This is a genomic window from Streptomyces kunmingensis, from assembly GCF_039533535.1.
Classification (GTDB): Bacteria; Actinomycetota; Actinomycetes; order Streptomycetales; family Streptomycetaceae; genus Streptomyces; species Streptomyces kunmingensis.
Window position 1 is genome coordinate 206,544 of the sequence record NZ_BAAATS010000007.1, and the last position, 17,248, is coordinate 223,791.

Genomic DNA, 17,248 nt, shown 5'->3' on the forward strand with positions numbered 1-17,248 from the left:
CAGATGGCCACCAAGAAGAGGGCGGAGAACAACGACGTCGGCAAGCGGCCCATCTCGATCACCGCGGTCGTGGACTGCGTGGGCGCGCTCGCCACCGGCACCTTGCACGGCAACCTGTACTTCTACGACACCAACAGGGCCGGCGGATCCACCGGCGCCGGAACCGAGGAGCTGCGTACCCGCGTGCGGGCCGGCGACCAGCTTCTGTGGAGCGTCCTCGCCCTGGAGTGCGAGGCGTACCTGGCGATCGACGGCATCGAGATCGACCACGACCTGGTCGAGCCGGAGCGCAGGGTCTATCCCGGCACCGATGTCGCGTACTGGATCGGGACGGTGAAGAAGGACACCGACGGGGACCTCGGCTACCGGGTCAGGTTCAAGGTCGGTTCGCGGGACGAGCCGATCACCACGACGCTGTCCCCGAGCCTGGTCGGCTAGGGCCCCTCGTTCGAAACAGGAGGAGCGATGAGTACCAGCACCATCGGCAGCGCCCAGGAACAGAAGCAGAACCCCGGCCAGCTGAACTCGGTCCAGCTCAACATCGTCACGCTCATCGACATGGAACGGGCGACGGCGACCCAGTCGCTCGACGAGTCGATGTACATGATGGACAACAGCATCGGGGGTGACGGCCAGGGCACCAACCACCTGCAGACGGTCTGCAAGCAGGGGCAGGTGCTGAACTGGATCATCCGGCCGATCGACATGGAGAAGCGGCTCGACAACACCTGGCCGCCCATGCCGAAGATCAACAGCATCGTCTTCCTCGACACCGAGTCCGGGGACGAGGAGGACGTGGCGGAGCGCAAGATATTCACCGAGCTGAAGATCTATGGAGCGCCGGACCGGATGCGCGACAAGTTCACCCCGGTCTACTACTACTGGGCGGGCACCATCCTGAGCACCGCCAAACCCGGCCTGTACCGGTACCGGCTGGTGCTGGAGCTCGAGCAGGAGGGCACCAAGGAGAAGCTCTATCTGAACACCGAACAGCACCCGTCGATCCGCGTCATCGCCGTGTGAGCCCGACACAGCGGGGCGGTGGCCCGAGGTGGTGGCCCGCCCCGCTGTGTGTGTGGTGCCCGGAGGTGCGGGATCAGTGGCTGAGCGCCCGGTCCACGGTCCGGACCAGTTCCCCGTCGGGGGTGTCGCCGTCGAGGGACCAGAACATCGCTCCGCCCAGCCCCTTGGCGCGTACGTAGGCCGACTTCAGGCGCAGGACCTGCGGATCGTCATAGGTCCACAGAGTCGTGCCGTCGAAGAGCCAGGCGTGGCCGCCGCGACGGTCCCGGTACAGCTCGTACGTACCCGAATCCGCCCACGCCTTCAGCTCCTTGTAGTCCGCGTAGCCGTCGGCCCACTGGGCGGGAGCCGGTGCGGCCGCGGGCTGGCCCAGACCGTCGCCGCCGCCGGTGACGCCGGTCCAGCCCTGCCCGTAGAAGGGCATGCCGACGACGAGCTTGCGGGCGGGTGCGCCGCGGTGCAGCCAGGCGTCGACCGTGCCGTCGACGCTGAAGTCGTCGCGGGCGTACAGGGCCGACTGCTGCGCGGTCGTCTTCTCGCCGCTGACATGGAAGTCGTAGCCCTGCAGATTGACGAAGTCGAAGTCCTTCATGATCTTGCGGACCTCGAAGCCCGCGTCGATCTTCGCGGGTGCCGTCGGGACGAAGGCGGACAGCTCGTAGTGCTTGTGCTTCGTGCGGCCGTACGCGTCGAGCTGCTTGCGGAACTCGGCGACCAGCGCGGTGAAGTTCCGCTTGTCCTCCGGGCGGTACACGGTGTCCGTGTCGCCTTCGGAGCCCGGCCACTCCCAGTCGATGTCGATGCCGTCGAACACCCCGGCCGCCGCGCCCCGGCCCCCGCGGGCACCGTCCTCGGGGAGGTTGCCCTTGATGTACAGGTCGACGCAGGACGCGACGAAGGCCTTACGGGAAGCGGGTGTGCGGGCGGCGTCCGAGAAATGGGTCGACCAGGACCAGCCGCCGAGCGAGATCATCGCCTTGAGCCGCGGGTTCTCGGCCTTCAGCTCGCGCAGCTGGTTGAAGTTGCCCGCGAGGGCCTGGGTGTCGGTGTCGGCGACCCCGTCGACGGAGTTCTCCGCGTCGAGCGGGCGCTGGTAGTCGGCCCAGGGGTCCGACTCGCCGGGGACGTTGCCCATCAGGCACTTTCCGTCCGGGCTCGCGTTGCCGAAGGCGTAGTTGAGGTGGGTCAGCCGGGCGGCGGCTCCGCTCTTCTTCAGGTCCTGGACCTGGAAGTCCCGTCCGTAGACGCCCCACTGGGTGAAGTAGCCGACGCGGCGCGGCGTGTCGTGGCCGCCGCCGTGGGCCGAGGCGGCGGGCGCGAAGGCCCCGAGGAGGGAGAGGGAGCTGACGGCGACGGCCGCCCGGGTGAGAAGTCTTCGGCGCAGGCGTGGGCGCATGGGCGGGCTCATTCCTGTGAGGAGCGGCAACTGGCGTGCACGCAGGTGAAGTTATTGGTCTGGACCAAAACGGTCAAGAGGGCGGAACGACGACCTTGGACGATGCACTGCCGTGGCGTCGGACGACGCTCTGCCGGGGCCCCGGACGCGGCGGCCGAGCCCGCCCCAGCGGGATTGTCAGTGGTGGACGGCAGGATGTGGGTCATGACGACGACTTCTGCCGTTCCCGCCGTGCTGTCCGACGCCGCCGCCTACGCCCAGGCGGTCGAGGAGGCCAAGACCGCGTCCGCCGCGTACTACGAGGGCGGCACCTCACGCCTCGACGACGACGCGTACGACCGCCTGGTGCGCTCGATCACCGCGTACGAGTCCGACCACCCGGACCAGGTGCTGTCCGACTCGCCCTCCGGGAAGGTCGCCGGCGGCGCGGTGGAGGGGGACGTGCCGCACACGGTCCCGATGCTGAGCCTGGACAACGTTTTCTCGGACGAGGAGTTCACCGTCTGGGCCGCCTCGGTCGAGCGGCGCATCGGCCGCGAGGTCGCCCGCTGGAACGTTCAGCCCAAGCTCGACGGCCTCGCGATCGCCGCCCGGTACGAGGACGGACGCCTCACGCGCCTTGTCACCCGGGGCGACGGGAGCGCCGGGGAGGATGTCTCGCACGCGATCGGCACCATCGAGGGACTGCCCGCCGAGCTCTCCGAGCCGGCCACGATCGAGGTGCGGGGCGAGGTCCTGATGACCACCGCCCAGTTCGAGTACGCCAACCAGGCGCGCACCGAGCACGGCGGCGAACCGTTCGCCAACCCGCGCAACGCCGCGGCGGGCACACTGCGCGCCAAGGACCGCGCCTACACGGTGCAGATGACGTTCTTCGGCTACGGACTGCTGCCGCTGCCCGGCACCGACGAGGCGCTCGCCGCCGAGCTGGCCGAGGAGGCGCACGGCGCGCTCATGGACCGTGCGGCCGGGTACGGCGTCAACACCCCCGCGAGTACGGCGGTCGCGGGCATCGTGGTGCCGTCCGTCGAGCAGGTGCTCGTCCGGGTGAAGGAGATCGCCGCGCTGCGGGCCGAGCTGCCGTTCGGCATCGACGGGATCGTCGTCAAGGCCGACCTCGCCGCCGATCAGCAGGCGGCGGGGTCGGGCACGCGGGCACCCCGCTGGGCCGTCGCCTTCAAGCTCCCGGCCGTCGAGAAGATCACCAAGCTGGTCGGCGTGGAGTGGAACGTGGGCCGCACCGGCATCATCGCGCCGCGCGCGGTCCTCGAGCCGGTGGAGATCGACGGCTCCACCGTCACCTACGCCACCCTGCACAACCCCGCCGACATCACCCGCCGCGATCTGCGCCTGGGCGATCACGTCATGGTCTACAAGGCGGGCGACATCATCCCCCGCATCGAAGCGCCGGTCGCCCATCTGCGCACGGGCGAGGAGCAGGAGATCGCCTTCCCCACCGAGTGCCCGCAGTGCGGCTCCGGCATCGACACCAGTGAGCAGCGGTGGCGGTGCGAGCGCGGCCGCAACTGCTACCTGGTCGCCTCGATCAGCTACGCCGCGGGCCGCGACCAGCTCGACATCGAGGGCCTCGGGCACACCCGGGTCGTCCAGCTCGTCGAGGCCGGGATCGTGGCGAGCCTGCCCGACCTGTTCGACCGGGTGACGCGCGAGCAGCTGCTCGGCCTGGAGCGGATGGGGGAGACCAGCACCGACAAGCTCCTGGCCGCGCTGGAGGCGGCCAAGCGGCAGCCGCTGTCCCGGGTGCTGTGCGCGCTCGGTGTGCGCGGCACCGGCCGCTCCATGTCCCGCCGCATCGCCCGGTACTTCGCCACGATGGACCTGATCCGGGCCGCGGACGCGGAGGCGATGCAGCGGGTCGAGGGGATCGGCGCGGAGAAGGCGCCGGTCATCGTCGCCGAACTCGCCGACCTTGCCGAGCAGATCGACCGGCTCGCGGCGGCGGGACTGAGCATGACGGAACCGGGGGCCACGCCGCCCGCCCCGGCCGGGGAGGCGGACGGGGACACCGATGCACCGGCCGACGGGGACGCGGGCCCGCTGGCAGGGCTGAAGGTCGTCGTCACCGGAGCGATGACGGGCCCCCTCGAAAAGCTCTCCCGCAACCAGATGAACGAGCTGATCGAGCGGGCCGGCGGCAAGTCATCGGGCAGCGTCTCGAAGAACACCGGTCTCGTGGTGGCGGGAGAGGGCGCGGGCTCCAAGCTCGCCAAGGCCGAATCCCTCGGCGTCCGTCTGGCCACGCCGGACGAGTTCGCGGAGATGGTCGCCGACCTGCTCGACTGACCGGACCCGCGGGCAGGTTCTCAGGGTGCCGCGGCCACCTCGTCGGCGATCTGGCGGTCCTCGCCCGCGGGGTGCGTCACCCGGTGCACGAGCGCGGCCAGCACACCGCCGACCAGGGGCGCGACGATGAACAGCCACAGTTGCGACAGCGCGGAACCACCGGCGAACAGCGCCGGGCCGAGGCTGCGCGCCGGGTTGACGGACGTGCCGGTCAGCGGGATGCCGACCAGGTGGATGACGGCGAGGGCGATACCGATCGGCAGGCCGTCGAAGCCGACGACGGCGACGCGGTGCGTCACGGCGAGCACCACGAACACGAGCAGGAAGGTGAGGACGACCTCGGCGAGGAACGCGCCGCCGGTGTTGATGTGCACCGCGGACCGCGCGCCGTAACCGTTGCTGCCGAAGGCACCGTCGGCGTGGAAGCCCGGCACCTGCTTGGCCAGCAGGAAGAGGAGGGCCGCGCCGGCGATGCCGCCGACGAACTGCGCGATCCAGTAGCCGACCGCGGTCCGCACGTCGATGCGGCGTGCGCACAGCATGCCCAGGGTCACCGCGGGGTTGATGTGGCACCCGGAGATCGGACCGAGCGCGTAGGCCAGCGCCAGCAGCGTGAAGCCGAAGGCAAGGGCGATACCGAGGGTGCCGATGAACTCGACCCCGATGACCGCGGAACCCACGGCGAAGAAGACCAGAAGCAGAGTCCCGATGAACTCGGACGCCAACGCTCTCGTACGCATCGCCACCACCCTCACTACGTCGATACCAGCCGTAAGGAGAGCGTTGGGCCGACAGGGTGGGAGCGCCCCTCGGGAGCCGTGATGCAGGGCCGAACGGGTGAATTACGCGCACGTCGGGACCGAAAGGGTTTCAGCGCCTGTCCCGGCCGCCTGTCACCGCCGCCCGCCTCAGCCGTCCTGGACGGGCAGCGCGTGCAGCTTCGGCAGGTTCACCACGATCGCTTCCTGCGTGCTGCGCGCGATGACGACCACGGCCTCGTCGGCCGGATCCGGATTCTCTTCGCGGTGCGGCACGTACGGGGGCACGAAGATGTAGTCGCCGGGGGCCGTGCGCAGGCGGATCTCCTGCTCGCCGTCGCCCGTGTCCTCGATGAAGACGAACTCCGGGTGTCCGCTGACCACGTAGATGGCGGTCTCGGACTCGCCGTGGTGGTGGTCGGAGGACGATGTCGCGGGGGCGACATGGGTCTGGCCCATCCAGAGCTTCTCCGAGCCCACGGTCCGCCCGCTGACGGCGGCGAACCGGCGCATGCCGCCCGTCTGTGCGGTGTCGCCGTCCAGGGAGTCGGCGCGGATGTGGTGCAGACGGCTGCGCAGCGGGGTGGCGGCCGAAAGGTCCGGGGCGTCGTGCAGATGCGGGTGGAAACCTTCGCCAGGGGTGGTCAGCGAATCGCTCATGGCCCGGACGCTAGAGCGCCCCGGAAAAGGATGTCAAGAGGTGTCCATTGCGTCTCACCTGCGGCAATGTTCCCGCAACAAAGGAACGGGGGAGTACGAAGGACCTTGTCGTGGCCGGGGGTTCAGGCATGATGTGCGCATGCATATCTCCGCGAAGGCGGACTACGCCACGCGGGCGCTCCTCGAGCTCGCCCGTGTCCCCGATCGTCCGTTGACCTGCGAGTCCATCGCCTCCTCGCAGGGGATCCCGTTCCGTTTCCTGAAGTCCGTGGTGGGCGAGCTGCGCAAGGCCGGCCTGGTGCGCAGCCAGCGCGGCTGCGAGGGCGGCTACTGGCTGGGCGACCGTGCCGAGGAGATCTCCCTGCTCGACGTCGTGCGCGCCGTCGACGGTGAACTGATCACCTTGCGCGGTGAGCCGCTGGACGGCCTCGACTACCCGGGCGCCGCCACGGGCCTGCCCGACGTGTACCGCCGTATCGAGGCCGACGCGTCGGCGGTCCTGGCCGGGGTCACCCTCGCCTCGCTGCTGCCGGCCGACGCCCGCGAGCCGCAGCCGGACAGGACCGCCGCATGACGTCCCCGCCCGGCGCGCCGGAGCTCGAAGTCGTCGAGTACACCGACCCGTTCTGCCCCTGGGCCTGGGGTTCGGAGCCCACCTTCCGCCGTCTGCGAGCCGCCCTCGACGGGCGGGCCCGCTGGCGCCGGGTGTACGGCATCCTGTTCGACGACGACGATGACCCGCCGCCCGATCCGGTGGCGGAGACCGCCTGGTACGCCCGCTACGTCGAGCGCATCTGCGGCCACACGAAGGCGCCCCACGCCCCCCTTCTGTTCCGGGTCGCGGCGAGTTCCCGGCCCGCCTCCCTTGTCGCCAAGGCGGCCGAGGAGCAGGGGAGTTGCGTTGCCGACCGGGTGCTGCGGCGGCTGCGCGAGAGCATGTTCGTGACCGGGCGTCCCGCCGACACCCTCGGCTCCGCCTTGCATGCCGTGGAGAGCGTGCCGGAGCTGGAGGTGGAGCGGCTGCGGGCCGACGCGGCCTCCGACGCCGTACGCGAGCGTGTGCGGGCCGACCGCGCCGAGGCGCGCCGGCCGGTCCCCGAGGTGCTCCGGATCGACTCCGACTCGCCGCATCCCGGCGCGGCGAAGGAGGGCTCGGACGGCCAACTCCGTTACGCCTTGCCGACGTTGCTGTTCCGGACCTCCGGCGGCCGTCGTGTCGTGCCCGGCTGGCGCCCCTACGACGCGTACGCCGCAGAGGTCGAGGAGCTGAGCCCCGGCCTGCTGCCGGCGGCCGCGCCGACGCTGCCCGCGGCGCGGGCGCTTCGGCACTACCGCAGCCTCACCGGACCGGAGAGCCGGGCGCTGACGAGCGGCCCGTGGCCACCGCCCGACGCGGTGCGCGTCGACATCCCGGGCGGCCCGCTGTGGTTCCTGACGGAGGAGGCCCGGTCCGCTCCGATCTACCGGCCGAGCGCACCCGGCGCGTCCTGACAAGCCGTTGACCAGCGGCGAAAGTCCGTCCGCCGAATGAGACACCTTTTGGTGTCCATTGACATGGGCGGACGACCGGCCCCAGGATGTGGCACATGCTCACGACGCACCCCGGTGTGGTGTGCCGCTACGTGGATCTGCGGCGCACCTGTAGCGCCCTCTGTCGCTGACCGACCGAGTCCACCGCCCTCCGCGCTGCCCGCGCACTCTTCGGCCGAGCGCGTCCTCGACCGCGCCGCCGCTCCTGTGCTCCGCATCCCGGTCCACCCCGTGACTCGCTGACACCCACGCCTTCGCCCGTCGTGCCCGCATGCCCGTGCGCGCCGGCCGGTTCAGGCGTGCGTCGGTGCCGGTCGCGGGGGCGCCGCCCCTCGCCCCGCTCCCCGCCGCCCCGGGCGGCGGCGGGCCATCGACGAAAGAGAACCATGTCCGGACGCCGCACGCCCCGTCGCCCCGCAGGCCACCCCCGCCCCGCCGCCCGGCTGCGCACCGCAGGTCTCGTGACCGGCCTGGCCGCCCTTCTCGTCCCGGCCCTGAGCGCCTGCGGCGGCGAGGCCGCCTCCGCCGGCGCGGGCTCCGCCCTGAAGTGGACGTCCTCGTACTTCCCCACCCACTGGGACCCGGTCGTCGGCGGCAGCGGCGCCCAGTTCCGTGAACTCTCCCTCGTGTATGCCTCGTTGACGCGTACGGACGAGAAGGGGGACGCGGTCCCGGACCTCGCCAAGAGCTGGGAGTACAACGAGAAGGGCGACCGGATCACCTTCCATCTGCGCTCGGGCCTCAAGTTCAGCGACGGTGAGCCGGTGAACGGCGCCGCGGTGAAGGCCGCCGTCGAGCGGGCCAAGAAGCAGAAGAACTCCGCCCTCTACGGCGACCTCACCTCCGTCGAGTCCGTGGACGCCAAGGGGCTCGACGCCGTCGTCCATCTCAGCCAAGTCGACTACCAAATACCGCAGTTGTTCGGTCAGCGTGTCCTGCAGATCGCCAGCCCCAAAGCCGCGAAGTCCCCGGCGAAGCTGGACCAGAACCCGGTCGGCGCCGGCCCCTTCACCGTCACCCAGGTCATCCCCGGCACCAAGGCGGTCCTGAAGAAGAACCCGGACTACTGGGACGCCGACAACATCCACATCGACACCGTCGAACTGACCTCGGCCCCCGACGCCTCCACCGTCATCTCCGGCCTGCAGACCGGCGTCTACAACTTCGCCGACATCGAACCCAGTCAGGCCTCCGCCGCCAAGAAGGCCGGACTCGACGTCTTCGTCCAGCCCGGCTTCAATGCCTCCAACATCAGCCTGAACATCAACAAGAAGCCGTTCGACAACGACAAGGTCGTCGACGCCGTCCGCTACGCGGTCGACCGCCAAGAGTTCGTGGACAAACTCACCTTCGGCTACGGCGAAGCCACCGACCAGCCCTTCCCCAAGGGCTACGTCGCCTACGACCCGAAGTCCGAGAACGCCTACCCGCACAATGTGGCGAAGGCCAAGAAGCTGCTCGCCGAAGCGGGTTACCCATCCGGCGACCTCAAGCTCAAGCTGGTGATCCCCGCCGAAGACCCGCAGGCCGAGATCGTCCAGTCGCAGCTCGCCAAGGTCGGCATCACCGTCGACATCAAGATCGACAAGAACTGGGCGACGCCCTTCTTCGCCAAGGACCTGACCTTCTCGCTGTACTCCACCACCGGCCGCGACTCCGCCGCGCAGACCCTCACCGCCCACTTCGGCCCGAACGGCCCGCTCAACCTCAGCTCGCCCTACGAGCCCGACGGCTTCGAGTCCGCCATCGCCAAGGTCCGCGAGACGCCGCTCGACTCGCCCGAGTACGCCACGACCTTGCAGGCGGCGACGCGGGCCGGACTGGAGAGCAAGGCCCTCGTCTTCACGTACTCCCAGCCCAACCTCATCGCCAAGAGCAAGTCCATCTCCAAGCTGCCCGCGAACCCGGCCCACATCGACTGGACCGGCGTCACCATCGGCGGCGCCGAGTGAGCGCCCCACGCTCCCGGACCCGGCACGCCCTGGGCCGTGTCCTGGCCGTCATCGGCCGGTCGGTCGCCCTCTTCGTCCCCGTCTTCCTGGTCGCGACCTTCGTGACGTTCGCACTGCGCTCGCTCAGCGGACTCAGCCCGGCGCGCATCCAGTTGGGCGAGGAGGCGACCCCTGAGGCCGTCGCGCGCGTCGAGGCCGAGTGGGGGCTCGACCGGCCCTTCCTCGTCCAGTACGGGGACTGGTTCAAGGGCATCCTGCACGGCGATCTCGGCACCAGCTGGACCAACGGCGCCGACATCTCCACCCTCATCGGCGTCGGACTCGGCGTCAGCCTGTCCATCGCGACGTTCGCCCTGCTGATCGGCGTCGTCGTCGGCTTCGTCCTCGGCACGCTCGCCGCGCTGCGCCGTACCACCTGGATCGACCGGACCGTCACCGGCTTCGTCACCGTGATCTCGGTGATGCCCGCGTTCGTCGTCGGCATCGTCCTGGGCACCGTGTTCGCCGTCGGCCTCCATCTGTTCCCCTCGGCCGGTTACGTGCCCGCAGCGCAGGGCGTCGGACCGTGGCTCGCCCACATCACGCTGCCCGCGCTCGCCCTGAGCTTCGACGTCATCGCCGACGTCGCCCGGCAGTTGCGCTCCAGCCTGATCGCCGCGTACAGCGAGAACTACGTGACCGGCGCCGTCGTCCGGGGCCTGAGCCCCCGGCGGATCTTCTTCGGGCATGTCCTGCGCAACGGGCTCGGCCCGACCCTCGCCACGCTCGGCCTGAAGTTCCCCGCGCTGGTCGGCGCCTCCGTCGTCACCGAGTGGATCTTCGGCCTGCAGGGCTTCGGCCGGTTCGCCAACGACGCCGCCCAGTCCGGCGACGTACCCGCCGTCCAAGGAGTCCTCGTCGTGTCGATCGTCCTGGTCGTCACCTTCAACCTGCTCGTCAATCTCGTCCTGGCCCGCGTGACGCCGGCCTCGCAGAGGGGAGTGTGACCATGGTGCGCCGCGTCCTCGGCCTGACCTCCGGACGGATCGCCGTCGCCATCCTCGCCGTGATCGCCCTGCTCGCGCTCCTCGGCCCGCTGCTCGCCCCGCAAGACCCCCTCGCCACCAGCACCCACACCCTCGCGGACGCCTCGTCCGCCCACTGGCTCGGCACCGACTACCTCGGCCGCGACACGTTCAGCCGCCTCCTCGACGGCTCCCGCGTCAGCGTCCTCGGCTCCCTCGAAGTCGCCCTGACCGCACTGGTCGTGGGCTCCGTCCCCGGCATCCTGTCGGTCTATCTCGGCCGCGTCTTCGAGTGGGTCACGCTGCGGCTGACCGACACCCTCGTGGCCCTGCCGTTCCTGCTGTTCGCCGTCGCCGTGATCGCCCTCCTGGGCAACGGCATCACGCAGGCCATGCTCGTCACCGGCGTCCTCGTCTCCCCGCTGTTCTACCGGGTGGCCCGCGCCGCGACCCTCACCGTGGCCCGCTCCCCGTACGTCGAGGCCGCGCTCGTCTCCGGCGCATCCCTCGGCTGGATCGTCCGCCGTCACGTATGGACGAAGGTGCTGCCGCCTCTCGCGGTCGCCCTCGCCCAGACCATCGGCGTCGGCTTCGTCATCGTCTCCAGCCTCACCTTCCTCGGCATCGGCGTCCAGCCACCCGCCCCGACCTGGGGCGGACTGCTCGCCTCCGACCTCGCCTACCTCAGCCACCAGCCGTGGGCGCCCGTCGCCCCCGCCCTGCTGATCATGGTGACGGTCTGGGCGAGCAACCTCCTCGCCGACGCCATCCGCGACGTCTCCGGCGAAGCGGGCCGCGCCCTCGTCAACCGACGCAAGGCCCGCGCCCACCGCGTCGACACGGCCGAACCCGCCCCCGCCGGAGGTGCCCGATGACCCAGAAGACCCTTGCGCAGCCGGTCGCCGCGAGCGCACAGCGCCCCGCCCCGGCCACACCCGTGCTCTCCGTACGCGACCTGCGCATCAGCGACCTCGCCGGTGACCGCGAGATCGTGCACGGCGTGAGCTTCGAGCTGACGCCGGGCAGGACCGTCGGGATCGTCGGCGAGTCCGGCAGCGGCAAGACCCTCACCTGCCGCGCCGCACTGGGCATCCTGCCCCCGCACTTCGAGGTCACCGCCGGCTCGATCGAGATCGCCGGCAGCGACATCACCACCCTGACGCAGGGCCGGTGGACCGAACTGCGCGGCACCACGATCAGCGCGGTCTTCCAGGACCCCGCCTCCTACCTCAACCCCTCCATCCGCGTGGGCACCCAGCTCGCCGAGGTCCTGCGGGTGAAGCTGGGGCTCAAGCGCCGCGAAGCCCGCGAGCGCGCCGTCGAACTGCTGCGCGCCGTCCACCTCCGCGACCCCGGGCTGGTCCACGGCCAGTACCCGTACGAACTCTCCGGCGGCATGCTGCAACGCGTACTGATCGCCGCCGCCATCGCCGCCGAGCCGCGCATCCTCATCGCCGACGAGGCCACCACCGCCCTCGACGTGACCGTGCAGGCGGAGATCCTCGACCTCCTCGCCGATCTGCGTACGAAGAACGGGCTGGCGCTCGTCGTCGTCTCCCACGACCTCGCCGTCGTCGCGCAGCTCTGCGACGAGGTCCTCGTCATGCGGCAGGGCGAGGTCGTCGAGCAGGGACCGACCCGCTCGGTCCTGCACGACCCGCGCCACGAGTACACCCGGCTGCTGATCGCCGAGCACGAGAGCTACGGCCTCGACAAGTTCCGTACCCCGGCGATGACTTCGGCGAAGGAGGACGCATGAGCACCGGGAACCCGGCCGAGGTGGAGTCCAGCAGTCCGATCCTGGAGATCACCGGCCTCGACGTGCACTACGGGCCGCGCCGCCGGCGCCGCCAGGCCCTGCACGGCGTCTCGCTGAGCGTCGCCCCGGGCGAGACCGTCGGCCTCATCGGCGAGACCGGCTCCGGCAAGTCCACGCTCGCCCGCACGGTCCTCGGCCTGGTGCCCGTCTCCAGCGGGTCGATCGTCGTCGGGGGAGCGGAGGTCGGCTCCTACCGCCGCCGCCAGTGGCGCGAGCTGCGCCGCAGCGGCATCATCCAGTACGTCTTCCAGGACCCGCTGCGCAGCCTCGACCCCGACCTCACCGTCGAGGACTCGCTGAGCGAACCCCTGCTCGTCCAGGGCGTGCCGCGCGGCGAGGCGGCCACCCGCGTCCGGAGCTTCCTGGAGCGGGTCCGTCTGACCGAGGACCTGCTCGGACGGCTGCCCGGGGAGCTCTCCGGAGGCCAGCGCCAACGCGTCGCCGTCGCACGGGCGTTGGTCACCGAGCCCCGCCTCGTCATCCTCGACGAACCGGTCAGCGCCCTGGACTCCGCCAACCGCGTCCAGATCCTGGAGATCCTCAAGGAGCTGCGCGCCGAGGGCACGGCGCTGGTCCTCATCTCCCACGACCTCGGTTCCGTCGCCGGTGTCGCCGACCGTATCGCCGTCCTCTACCAGGGCGAACTCGTCGAGGTCGGCTCCGCCCACAGCCTCGTCAACGAGCCGCGGCACGCCTACACGCGCCTCCTGCTCGGTTCCGCGCCGACCCTGCACGGCGCCCCGGCCGACCGGGCCGAACGCGACGCGCTGCGCGCCCTGTTGCACACATAGAAGCCCGTAGAAACCCCCCGAGAGGAACGACCATGTCCCGGAAGAGGATCCACCTCGCGCTGCACCCCTACGGCGTCGGCGGCCCCGGCCAGCACGGCCTGTGGAAGGACCCGCGCGTCGCCAAGAACGCCAGCATCGACATCAACTACTACATACGCCAGGCGCAGGCCGCCGAACACGCCCTGTTCGACGCCCTGTTCATCGTCGACAGCCAGTTCATCAACGCGACCTACCCCTCGCACTACCTCAACCGCCTCGAACCCCTCACCCTCCTGTCGGCCGTCGCCACCCACACCCGGCACCTCGGCCTCGTCGGTACGGCCAGTTCCACCTACAACTCACCGTTCAACCTCGCCCGCCGCTTCGCCTCCCTCGACCACATCAGCGGCGGCCGCGCCGGCTGGAACGTCGTCACCAGTTTCGACACGGGCACCTCGAAGAACTACGGCCTCGACGAGCACCTCGACTACGCCACCCGCTACGGCCGCGCCCTGGAGTTCGTCCAGGTCGCCCAAGGCCTGTGGGACTCCTACGAGGACGACGCGTTCCCGGCCGACGTCGAACGGAACGTCTTCCTGGACCCGCTCAAGCTCCACGACCTCGACCACGTGGGGGAGCACTTCAAGGTCGCGGGGCCGCTGAACCTCTCGCGCTCGCCGCAGGGCCAGCCGGTGATCTTCCAGGCCGGCGTCTCCGAAGAGGGCCGCGACCTCGCCGCCCGGGTCGCCGAGGGCATCTACGCGCCCGGCGGACCGCTCCAGCAGGCGCAGGAGTACTACGCCGACATCAAGCGCCGCACCGCCGCCCACGGCCGCAACCCCGACCACATCAAGATCTTCATCCACGGCGGGCCCGTCGTGGCCGCGACCGACGAGGCCGCCCGGCTGCGCGAGCGCGAGATCTTCGAGGAGGACAACGACTTCGACCGCCATCTCGCGCTCCTCGGCCGCTCCTTCGGCGCGTACGACTTCAGCGTCCACGACCTCGACGCGCCCTTCCCCGATGTCGCGCACCTCGCCGAGAAGGGCGGCCGCACCGGCGCCGCGAAGATCATCGAGCGGGCGAGGACCGAGAACCTGACTTGGCGTCAAGTAGCGCAGTCGCTGGCCGAGTTCCGCCGCTCGCCGTTCGTCGGCGCCCCCGAGACCGTCGCAGACCGCATCGAGGAATGGTTCGACGCGGGCACCTTCGACGGCATCAACCTGGCCTTCCGCACCGAGGAGGAGCTGGAGCTCTTCGTCGACGGCGTCGTCCCGATCCTGCAGAAGCGCGACCTGTTCCGTACCGAGTACGAGGCCGACACCCTGCGCGGCAACCTCGGCCTGCCCGTCCCGGCCAACCGGCACACCGCCGGGGCGACGGGCGCGTGAGTGCCCCGCGCCGCCTCCGCACCCAGTGCGATCCGGCGGCCGCACCCCTCCTCGTATCCGCACCTACGTCCGCACCGACGTCCGCATGCACGTCCGCGTCCACACCCACGCCCGCATCCGCAGGAGCAGTCGCATGAGCCAGCAGTACACCGACCATCACGCACCCGAGGGCCTGCGCACCCGTGGCACCGTCGTCGTGGTGCCGGGCCGGGGCGAGACCCGTGCGACCTACGACCGGCTCGGCAAGCGCCTCGCCGCCGACGCCTACCGGGTCCGCGTCATCGATGCGGCGGAGCCCAGCGACACTCAACTCGGCGCATATATGCGGGAGTTCGGGGAGCGCCTCGCCGCTGCCGTGGCGGACGCGGCCCCCGAGGACGGCACCGTACGCCCGCTCGTCCTCCTGGGATCCGACACGGGCGCCGCCGCGCTCGCCGCACTGACCGGCAGCCCGGACAGCACCGGCGCACCCCGGCCGGACGCCCTCGTCCTCGCCGGCCTCCCCGGGGACGGCGCCGCCACCAGCGCCGGCTGGGACGACGAACTGGACGTCCGGACGACCTGCCCCGCCCACCGGAGCGTCCTCACCGCCGACCCCGGCGTGCGGCGCGGAACCCTCGACGGCCCCGTGCCGCAGGCCCTCCTCGACGCCGCCCACGCCACCGTCTCGGACCTCCCGCACCTGCTGCTCGTCGGCGAGGACGACCGGCTCGCCGACCACGACGGACTCGGCCGGCTGGCCAAGGCGCTGCCCCGCGCCCGCCACGCCGTGGTCCACGGCGCCCGCCACGACGTCCTGAACGACCAGCAGCACCGCTCGGTGGCCGCCGAGATCGTCACGTTCCTCGAAGCCCTGCGCAACGACCTGACACCGCTCGTCACCGTCGGGGCCAGCGCCTGGTGAACGTGAACGTGTGAACGCCCGACCGTGAACGTGTGCACACCTGATCACACCGCAGACCTCGCTCCACCGAACCCGGAAGGTTCCCCATGGCCGCCGTCCTCTCCGTCTCCGGAAGCCCTTCAGCCACCTCGCGCACCGGCCGGCTCCTGCGCCACATCGACGCCCGGCTCATCGACAGCGGCCACGAGGTGACCACCCTCGACGTCCGCGACCTGCCCGCCGAAGCGCTGCTGCGCGCCGACTTCGGGCACCCGGCGATCATCGACGCCGCGGCGCGGTTCGCCCGTGCGGACGGGATCGTGATCGGCACGCCCGTCTACAAGGCGGCGTACAGCGGTCTGCTGAAGGCACTGCTCGATCTGCTCCCGCAGTACGCCCTGGCCGGGAAGACGGTGCTGCCGCTCGCCACCGGCGGCAGCACCGCCCATGTCCTGGCCATCGACTACGCGCTGCGTCCCGTCCTGACCTCCATGGGCGCGGCCCATATCGTGCCCGGCTGGTTCACCCTCGACAAGGACATCACCGTCGACGGCGGCCGCACGGTCATCGCGGCGGCGTCCGCCGAGGCCCTGGGTCAGGCCGCCGACGTCTTCTCGGCCGAACTGACCGGCCGGGTGAGCGTCCTGGCCTCGTAGCGGACAGGGTGTGCGGTGCCGTTTTGGACACATCCGGGGTGTGTCTGGCAAGGTCGCCCGTCCGTTCCCCTATAACCGGAAGGACGTGGCGCGGTGACCGAGGTGAGTACGCGCAGTGTCCAGGAAGCCGCTGCGGTGGAGCAGCTGCGTGCGAGCACCACGACGCTCTCCATCCCCCAGGGTTTCGACCTGTGGCAGCCCGAGGAGATGGAGGACTGGCTGAGCGAGGTGGAGGACGACCCGGATGTCTCGGACGCCGACTTCTACGAGGCCCGCCAGGCGGTCCTGAGTGCGATGGGCAAGGACACCGACTGAGACGGACCGGGCCGGGACAGGCGGAAGGCCGGACGTCCCGCATGACGTCCGGCCGAGGTTCCGCGCAGTCGGCGCGTGTGCGCGTCAGCTCTTGGGCATGAGCACGGAGTCGATGATGTAGACGTTGGCGTTGGCGGTCTTCACATTGCCGCAGACCACGTTGGCCGTGTCGTTGACCTTGTAGGACTCACCGGAACCGGCCGTGGTGAGCATGGACTTCTCCAGCGTCTCGAACGAACCCTTCTCCAAGTCCTTGGGCGCCAGCTTCTGGCCCACCACGTGGTAGGTGAGGATCTTGGTGAGCATGGCCTTGTCGTTGAGCACCTTGTCCAGGTCCGCCTTCGGGATCTTGTCGAAGGCGTCGTTGGTGGGCGCGAACACCGTGATGTTCTCGGCATTGTTGAGCGTGTCGACGAGACCCGCCTTCTTCACGGCCGACACGAGAGTGGACAGCGCGGGGTTGTGCGAAGCGGCCGTGGCGACGGGGTCCTCGGCCATGCCGTCGAAGGAGCCCGCGCCGTCCTTGGGCACCGAGGAGCAGGCCGGGCCGAACGGCTCCGTCATGGACCCGGAGGAGTCGGAAGGGCTGGCCATGTCCGAAGCCTTGGAGGAGCCGGCCGAGGCGCTGTCGGACGCCTTGTCCTTGGAGTCGCTGTCCGAGCAGGCGGTCAGGGCCAGGGGAAGGACGGCGCTGACGGTGACGGCTACGGCGATGCGACGGATTCGAGTGCGCATGGCAACTCCTCAACGAGATGGTTCACAAAGGCGATCTGCCTTCGTCGGTGGG

Annotated in this window: 18 protein-coding genes; 14 read left to right on the forward strand and 4 right to left on the reverse strand. The window is 70.6% G+C overall.

What is annotated here, in order from left to right; all coding sequences use genetic code 11:
• Positions 1–3 precede the first annotated feature (3 nt).
• Positions 4–438, forward strand: a complete 435-nt coding sequence (locus ABD366_RS13065; RefSeq protein ID WP_324777277.1) for a hypothetical protein — start codon at positions 4–6, stop codon at positions 436–438.
• Positions 439–465: 27 nt separating this feature from the next.
• A complete protein-coding gene (locus ABD366_RS13070) occupies positions 466–1,023 on the forward strand; it encodes a hypothetical protein (protein ID WP_324777279.1) in 558 nt (185 codons plus the stop codon).
• Positions 1,024–1,096: 73 nt separating this feature from the next.
• Here the strand turns inward: ABD366_RS13070 and ABD366_RS13075 are convergent, their stop codons facing one another.
• Entirely contained in the window at positions 1,097–2,407 is a 1,311-nt protein-coding gene (locus tag ABD366_RS13075) for a glycoside hydrolase family 18 protein (RefSeq protein WP_411293914.1), read from the reverse strand.
• Positions 2,408–2,623: 216 nt separating this feature from the next.
• On the opposite strand from ABD366_RS13075, the gene ligA reads away from it, so the two are divergent.
• Complete coding sequence (ligA, locus tag ABD366_RS13080; RefSeq protein ID WP_324777283.1) at positions 2,624–4,723, forward strand: NAD-dependent DNA ligase LigA; 2,100 nt, start codon at positions 2,624–2,626, stop codon at positions 4,721–4,723.
• A gap of 20 nt (positions 4,724–4,743) precedes the next feature.
• Here ligA and ABD366_RS13085 read toward each other — a convergent pair whose 3' ends face one another.
• Together ABD366_RS13085 and ABD366_RS13090 are read right to left on the reverse strand one after the other, a co-directional pair.
• Positions 4,744–5,463, reverse strand: a complete 720-nt coding sequence (locus tag ABD366_RS13085; protein ID WP_324777285.1) for an MIP family channel protein — start codon at positions 5,461–5,463, stop codon at positions 4,744–4,746.
• A gap of 168 nt (positions 5,464–5,631) precedes the next feature.
• Positions 5,632–6,141 carry a cupin domain-containing protein gene (locus ABD366_RS13090; protein ID WP_324777287.1) on the reverse strand — a complete coding sequence of 170 codons (510 nt, stop codon included), beginning with the start codon at positions 6,139–6,141 and terminating at the stop codon, positions 5,632–5,634.
• Between the two features lie 139 nt (positions 6,142–6,280).
• Between ABD366_RS13090 and ABD366_RS13095 the strand changes: the two genes are divergently transcribed.
• The 11 genes from ABD366_RS13095 to ABD366_RS13145 all read left to right on the forward strand — a co-directional run bounded on the left by ABD366_RS13095 (position 6,281) and on the right by ABD366_RS13145 (position 16,461).
• Positions 6,281–6,715 carry an RrF2 family transcriptional regulator gene (locus ABD366_RS13095; protein ID WP_324777289.1) on the forward strand — a complete coding sequence of 145 codons (435 nt, stop codon included), beginning with the start codon at positions 6,281–6,283 and terminating at the stop codon, positions 6,713–6,715.
• On the forward strand, positions 6,712–7,632 hold the full coding sequence (locus ABD366_RS13100) for a DsbA family oxidoreductase (protein WP_324777291.1): 921 nt from the start codon (positions 6,712–6,714) through the stop codon (positions 7,630–7,632). Before ABD366_RS13095 ends, ABD366_RS13100 begins: the two co-directional genes overlap by 4 nt.
• Before the next feature lie 425 nt (positions 7,633–8,057).
• Positions 8,058–9,623, forward strand: a complete 1,566-nt coding sequence (locus ABD366_RS13105) for an ABC transporter substrate-binding protein (RefSeq protein ID WP_344441727.1) — start codon at positions 8,058–8,060, stop codon at positions 9,621–9,623.
• Positions 9,620–10,609 carry an ABC transporter permease gene (locus tag ABD366_RS13110; RefSeq protein WP_324769640.1) on the forward strand — a complete coding sequence of 330 codons (990 nt, stop codon included), beginning with the start codon at positions 9,620–9,622 and terminating at the stop codon, positions 10,607–10,609. The genes ABD366_RS13105 and ABD366_RS13110 overlap by 4 nt, the downstream gene beginning before the upstream one ends.
• 2 nt (positions 10,610–10,611) lie before the next feature.
• Positions 10,612–11,502, forward strand: a complete 891-nt coding sequence (locus tag ABD366_RS13115) for an ABC transporter permease (RefSeq protein WP_324769641.1) — start codon at positions 10,612–10,614, stop codon at positions 11,500–11,502.
• On the forward strand, positions 11,499–12,386 hold the full coding sequence (locus ABD366_RS13120; protein ID WP_324769642.1) for an ABC transporter ATP-binding protein: 888 nt from the start codon (positions 11,499–11,501) through the stop codon (positions 12,384–12,386). Before ABD366_RS13115 ends, ABD366_RS13120 begins: the two co-directional genes overlap by 4 nt.
• A complete protein-coding gene (locus tag ABD366_RS13125) occupies positions 12,383–13,237 on the forward strand; it encodes an ABC transporter ATP-binding protein (RefSeq protein ID WP_324769644.1) in 855 nt (284 codons plus the stop codon). Before ABD366_RS13120 ends, ABD366_RS13125 begins: the two co-directional genes overlap by 4 nt.
• A 32-nt stretch (positions 13,238–13,269) precedes the next feature.
• Positions 13,270–14,607 (forward strand): LLM class flavin-dependent oxidoreductase, encoded by a 1,338-nt coding sequence (locus ABD366_RS13130; RefSeq protein ID WP_324769645.1) that lies wholly within the window; start codon positions 13,270–13,272, stop codon positions 14,605–14,607.
• A gap of 133 nt (positions 14,608–14,740) precedes the next feature.
• Positions 14,741–15,511, forward strand: a complete 771-nt coding sequence (locus ABD366_RS13135) for an alpha/beta hydrolase (RefSeq protein ID WP_324769646.1) — start codon at positions 14,741–14,743, stop codon at positions 15,509–15,511.
• Between the two features lie 86 nt (positions 15,512–15,597).
• Positions 15,598–16,146 (forward strand): NADPH-dependent FMN reductase, encoded by a 549-nt coding sequence (ssuE, locus tag ABD366_RS13140; RefSeq protein WP_324769647.1) that lies wholly within the window; start codon positions 15,598–15,600, stop codon positions 16,144–16,146.
• A 93-nt stretch (positions 16,147–16,239) separates the two neighbouring features.
• Complete coding sequence (locus ABD366_RS13145) at positions 16,240–16,461, forward strand: hypothetical protein (protein WP_324769648.1); 222 nt, start codon at positions 16,240–16,242, stop codon at positions 16,459–16,461.
• A gap of 84 nt (positions 16,462–16,545) precedes the next feature.
• On the opposite strand, the gene ABD366_RS13150 is transcribed toward ABD366_RS13145, so the two are convergent.
• Positions 16,546–17,196, reverse strand: coding sequence for a fasciclin domain-containing protein (locus tag ABD366_RS13150; RefSeq protein ID WP_324769649.1), 651 nt, complete (start codon positions 17,194–17,196; stop codon positions 16,546–16,548).
• Between the last annotated feature and the right edge of the window lie 52 nt (positions 17,197–17,248).